Consider the following 6,195-nt stretch of genomic DNA (forward strand, 5'->3'; position numbering starts at 1 on the left):
TTTAAAATCACGTTATCAAAGAAATAAAAACCAGATTCAGTCTTAGCTTTTTAAGAAAAAAACAGTAACCTAAAGTACGGCATAAAAAAACAGGGCTTCTAGAAGCCCTGTTTTTTTATATTACTTAACCAACAATTTATTTATTGTAGAGAATTTGACATCTCCATTTTTAAAATATGCTTTTACTTGTATTTGAAATACACCTTCATCTGCATTTACCCAATTGTATGTGAAAGGAGTATTAACTGAAGATCCAAGTAAAACACCATCTTTATAATATTCAATTTTTTGGACTTCACTTACAGGGTTTGAAGCTGAAGCTTTGATTGATATAGTAGAATTTTTTGCTAGTGTGCTATTATTTAGTGGAGATGTGATTACCACTTCTGTGTCCTTCTCAAATTGAGCGATTAAAATTTTCCCTCCTGAAAATGGAGCAGGTGTAGTAGTGACCTTAAAAGACTGACTAATCGTATCATCCGGTAAATTAATACTTAAGTCGTCAGCATAATACGTTGTAATATTTGGGACAGTCTTATCTGCATAGGCATTTATGCTAAATTGATTGACATCCACTTCGGGTCTTAAGGTATTTCGAAGTCCGGAATCTATCACAAGGACATCATCCTGCCAAAGCAAAACTCTACCATTGTTGCCTTTATCCTGAATAATTCGCATTTGAATTTTCACCCATTTATTTACTGGCAGATCAATTCCTGCAGGCGCTTTCCAAACAACATTTGATGTACCTCCCCAAAATTTTTGAAGATCAGCAAGTGTAAGGTAATTGGCTCCCCTTGAACCTGCGCCTCCTCTTACATCTATACCTACAATAAAATGTGGATTGTTTATTTGATCAGGACCTGTTCCAGCACCACCAGGTGCAAATTTGACTCCTTTTGTTTGAAGTAAATTGAACCAAGCATTATTTGGATTCAAATCTATTCTTGCAGGGAAATATAAATATTGAGTTATAATTATATCCTTATGTGCCCCAATTTCTTTCCATCTGAAATTCCTAGTTCCATGAGAATTTCCACTAGTTGTATTTATAGATAATTTTAGAGAATAATTCCCTGTCCTCGAAAATGTATTTGAAACCACACTATTTCCCGTCCCACTATTATACTCTCCTCCTCCTCCATCACTAGTCCACTCGCTTTGATTTCCAGATTCATGACCAGCTGACCATAATAATTGACCCAATTTATTGGAGGGTGTATTGTAAAGAATATTTCTTTTCAGAACAAAACCTTCACTTTCGGGTGAATTGTTAAAAGTCACTGGGGCGTTTGGATTTTTCTTCGAAATCTCATCTTTCCCAACACCGAGGTTTTCGAAAATAGTTACGAAAAAAAATAAGATAATTAAATTTAATTTTATCAATGAATTAGTTTTCATAATTATTCTTTTTTTATTCCAAAGGTTACTTCTAAACATATTTATAATTTAAAATTACCATAAGATTTAATTTATTCCCTCTATTAATCAATTCCTAAATCGAAAGTATCTAAACTATTTTTTCTACTACTAATAGCATTCCAATCATTAGGTGGATACTATCTTCTTAAAGGATGTTTAAGTTTTTTACTTCAAAGATCTGGCTTTAGTTTCTTACAGTTTAGGCAGAGTAAACGCATCATCCTGTAAGAGTTTAACCAGACTTATCATTTTTTGATAAATCTCTTACTTGAAATATTATTTCCGTTTGCGATTAATTGCAAAACATAAACTCCATTTTTCAAATCAGATACATCAACAGTTACTGTAGAATCTTCAGATCTTCCATTGAAGGTTTTTTGAACGATACCATCCATTGATATCACTCTTAATTCAAGATCATAAACGGTATCCAAATTTGTAAAGATTACATTAAGGAATTCTGTCGTTGGATTTGGACCTATTACATAATCCAATCGGACACCACTAACTTCTTTTCGTGCGCTCAATGTCATTGGATCTGAATAGACAACTAAACCTTTTGAATCAATTGCCCGAGCTACTAGCTTATGATCACCTTCTGGGATATTTTTCCATTGGAAAACGTAAGGCTGCGTTTCAGACGCCCCTAATAATTCTCCATTTAAAAGATACTCTACAAAATCAACCTTGTCTTCAAATTCAAGAAGTTCAACTTTAAGATCTAAATTTTCTCCAGATTTCACTTCTCTTTTGTTATTAGGAGAAACCAATTTTACAGCAGCTTGATTCCTTTTCAAAACCTTTATAGGTACCGCATCTGTAGCTATTTTTGTGCCATCACTATAGACTAATTGGGCAGTCAAGTCATGATTACCTTGTCGGGCGTTAGTCCATACGAAGTCATAAGGTGCTTTAGTTGAACTTCCAATTCTTATATTTCCTCGGAAATAATCGATTCTATTAATAGGTTTATTATTAACCGGAATCTCCACTTTGATAGAAACATCATCCCTAGCTATAAATACAGCATCTTTGATTGGATCTAGAATTTGGAATATTTGCGGGATTTTTTCCTTTATCAAAATAGATACAGACTCTGATATTTTAAAGTTGCTAGGATCTTCACCAATTGCTTTTGCAGTAATCGTATGTTGGGTTACTGCAGGAGATGACCAAGTGAATCCAAATGGACTGATGTTGGAAGAACCAATAAGTTGGTTTCCGCTGTAATATTCCACTTTCTTAACTGTTTCATCAGATCCCTGGAACATTACCATTAATTCAACATTCTCATTTGCATCAAATTCTTGGTTATTGACAGGGGTAACTATGATTATTTCTGGGATCACAACTTCGATTGGATCCTGTATAACTTCACTTACATTAATAGAAACCGCTGCAGAAACAGTAGCTATTCCTTTGTTGTCAGTAGCCTTTGCTGTCAAAGTGAAGTTTCCTACCGGAAGGTTGGTCCAGGCAATGCTGTAAGGAGAAGTAGTATCGGTTCCCAACAAAGTGGTTCCGTTGTAGAATTCAACTTTGGTAACCGTTCCGTCCGCATCGGCAGCAGTTGCAGCGATGTTTGCATTGTCGCCCTGTGTGAACTGAGCATTTGCGTTTGGCGCAGTGATGCTTACAGTTGGTGCCACATTTGCCTTTTCAACCACATTGATATTTACCTGGCCAGAAACAGTAGCTGTTCCTTTGTTGTCAGTTGCCTTTGCTGTCAAAGTAAAGTTTCCTACCGGAAGGTTGGTCCAGGCAAAGCTGTAAGGAGAAGTGGTATCGGTTCCCAACAAAGTGGTTTCGTTGTAGAATTCAACTTTGGTAACCGTTCCGTCCGCATCGGCAGCAGTTGCAGTGATGTTTGCATTGTCGCCCTGGGTGAACTGAGCATTTGAGTTTGGTGCAGTGATGCTTACAGTAGGTGCCTCATTAGGAGTATCTAAGATGCTAAATGTAATAGTGCGTATCGGACCCTTTGTTCCTCCCCTATTTGATCCGGAGTAGGTAACCGCTGTTAGGTCATATGTTCCTACAGGAAGATCCATTCCAAAGTATACCCCATTATTATCACCATTAAGCGCATATGGCGCAGCATTCTCTAATCTGGTTAGGTTGACAGGACCTGTCAAGGTAAAATAAACACTCCCTACTACTGATGGATTTGTATTTGCTCTAATGTTTACTTTTAGATTTGATAAAATATTTCCCTCAATCTGCATTCCACTTGTCAGGTTGAACATTTCCTGATTGGTTACTGCATTGATTAGAGTAAAGCTTTCTACCTGTGCTTCATTTACCTTTTCAACCACATTGATATTTACTTCTGCAGAAACAGTAGCTGTTCCTTTGTTATCCGTTGCTTTTGCTGTCAAAGTGAAGTTTCCAACCGGAAGGTTGGTCCAGGCTACGCTGTAAGGAGAAGTGGTATCGGTTCCCAACAGAGTGGTTCCGTTGTAGAATTCAACTTTGGTAACCGTTCCGTCCGCATCGGCAGCAGTTGCAGTGATGTTTGCATTGTCGCCCTGTGTGAACTGAGCATTTGCGTTTGGTGCAGTGATGCTTACAGTAGGTGCCACATTTGCCTTTTCAACCACATTAATATTTACAACTCCAGAAACAGTAGCTGTTCCTTTGTCGTCAGTTGCTTTTGCTGTCAAAGTGAAGTTTCCTACCGGAAGGTTTGTCCAGGCAATGCTGTAAGGAGAAGTAGTATCAGTTCCCAACAAAGTGGTTCCGTTGTAGAATTCAACTTTGGTAACAGTTCCGTCCGCATCGGTAGCAGTTGCAGTGATGTTTGCATTATCTCCGAGTATGAATTGAGCATTAGAGTTTGGACTAGAGATGCTAATTACAGGAGCAACATTCGACTTTTGAATAATTATTGTACTTACCTTTGAAGTAGAAAATTGACCAGTATTGTCTGTTGCAACAGCCCGCAGGTTATATTCACCTTCTGAATAATTTTTCAGTTCATATTTATAGGGTAACTCAAAAGCAGTGTAAACTAGATTTTCATTTATAAACAACTCGACTTTTTCAACCTGACCCAAAGTACTGATAGCCTCAATATCAACACTTATAATATCAGAAGTGGTATAAACTGAATTTCCAATTGGAGAATTAATCTCAACAGAAGGAACAGGTACTTGAATGTAATTTGCTGAGACCAACACATCCTTTTCTGGCATCAAAAATTCATATACAATGTTCTCGCTAACCGATTTACCGTCAATACTCCAATGACTAAATAAGTAACCCAAATAAGGTTCGGCTACAAGCTGAACATAATTATTTGATTTAATTTCATAAACCTGGGTGTTAAATACATCCTCACTATTATCTAAAGTATTCAAAGATAGTTTTGAAACACTTGATACAAAATCATTATTTTTAGATGTAAAAGGCGTTTTTAATATAATATCGAAATCTTCAACATTAATTGGATTCAAATTAGAATTGATTGATAAACGAGAAACCGGAGCTCCCATTAAACCAATACTAATTCCAAAAAGACCTATAAGAGACAAGAAGTATTTAGTAACTATTTTTTTCATCTATATGTATTTTATACTTAGAATACTGCCTATTAAATATTGAATTTTATATTTCATGATTTTAAATATATTTTCGTGTACCAATTGAACAGTAAAATGTATTTCGTCTAATAGAGATCATGTTTTGAAACAAGCAAAATATTTTTTTAAAAAACAATATTAAAATAAATGCAAATTGGTCTTCAAAAAGTATAAATATTGAATAAAAAAACTTCAAACAAACAGGTATGTATTTAATGTTCATATTTTTGTCGATGGAATGATTTTTTTATTTATTTTTTTTTAATTTTTTTTTAGTGCTAATAAGAATTAGCCCAAATTAAAATTCAGAAAAGGTTTTGTAGTAGATTTTCAGAGGATTACAACTCAAATAGAAAGAATTAGAAACCTTAACTTTACACCATTTAGAATGCAAACATGAACTTGGAAATCACTTTAAATCATGGTAATAATTGGTAGAACTACCTTTAATCTTATAACCCATTATTTAAGGGAGATATTTAAAGCCTCACAGTACTTGATAAAATCTTAGAAATAGATTCTCTTGTTTTCTATACCACTGATGATTCTAAAACTTAAAATGAGCTATAACTCATACTTAATAAGAAAACAGATAAATCTCTATCTTGAATCAAGATTGAAGATTAATATTCAGAAGTTCAGTTAAAGATGATCAGCATTCCCCATATAATAAGTGATAGAACATTATCCTAGGACTATGCCAATAATAGCCTAATTGCAAATACATTAATCCAATATATTTTTTTGAATTTCTTGACAAGTAAAATGTATTTTACAAAAAAATCAGAAAATTAAAATAATCAAGTCTAATTCAGAGTTGCCCAATTAGTCAACATTTTGATTATGAAGTACACACCAAAAAAGAATCATACCGATAATTTCGCAAAAAAAACTTAATTTTAAACTATTTTTTTAAATTTTAAAAAACTCCTTTTGCAGCGTAGAAATAACTATTAATATTTACTTAATAATATAAAATAGAATAAAAATCCTCTGATATAAGGAAATACTTTCTTTTATAAAGCCAAAAAGCGTTTTAAAATAGAAAAAAAATAGAGATCACCAATTTCTATTGGTTCTACCACGAATTTAATGGAATAGCTATTTTTAAGCAAAAAAATGTTTACGGAGAATTTTTTCACAACCCTGCTCAATTTAGAGGATGGATGGGAAGTCCAATCTATCCAAACAG

General features: G+C 34.1%; 2 protein-coding genes. Both read right to left on the minus strand.

The features are described from left to right. Positions 1–120: 120 nt before the first annotated feature. On the minus strand, positions 121–1,401 hold the full coding sequence (locus P8O16_RS09310; RefSeq protein WP_300313683.1) for an Ig-like domain-containing protein: 1,281 nt from the start codon (positions 1,399–1,401) through the stop codon (positions 121–123). A gap of 266 nt (positions 1,402–1,667) precedes the next feature. Then, positions 1,668–4,982 (minus strand): Ig-like domain-containing protein, encoded by a 3,315-nt coding sequence (locus P8O16_RS09315; protein ID WP_300313684.1) that lies wholly within the window; start codon positions 4,980–4,982, stop codon positions 1,668–1,670. Positions 4,983–6,195: the final 1,213 nt, after the last annotated feature.

It is taken from the genome of Algoriphagus sp., from assembly GCF_029254265.1.
Lineage (GTDB): Bacteria > Bacteroidota > Bacteroidia > Cytophagales > Cyclobacteriaceae > Algoriphagus.